We start from the raw sequence: 305 nt of genomic DNA, 5'->3' as shown, positions 1-305 counted from the left end.
TGAAGGACTCGAACCTTCGACCCTCTGATTAAAAGTCAGATGCTCTACCAACTGAGCTAATGGCTCATACTAAGATGATTCCCTACAATTAAATTGTGGTAAGTCAGATGCTCAAAAGAACTCACGTTCTTTCTCGCAGATTGCCCGCAGAAGCTGATTCGATGATGTTCGCAATCTGCTCTACCAACTGAGCTAATGGCTCTCGAATTGAGATAATTCACTTTAAAGAATGGTGGAGGATGACGGGATCGAACCGCCGACCCTCTGCTTGTAAGGCAGATGCTCTCCCAGCTGAGCTAATCCTC

At 45.9% G+C, this 305-nt stretch carries 1 tRNA gene; it reads right to left on the bottom strand.

The annotated features are described in order from the left end of the window. Positions 1-58, bottom strand: a tRNA-Lys gene (locus AC3A54_RS25575). Positions 59-305: the final 247 nt, after the last annotated feature.

The organism is Neobacillus sp. Soil_C_43 (genome assembly GCF_057656715.1).
Note: the sequence above shows the minus strand (reverse complement) of the source record. Positions and strands in the feature narration are given on the sequence as shown.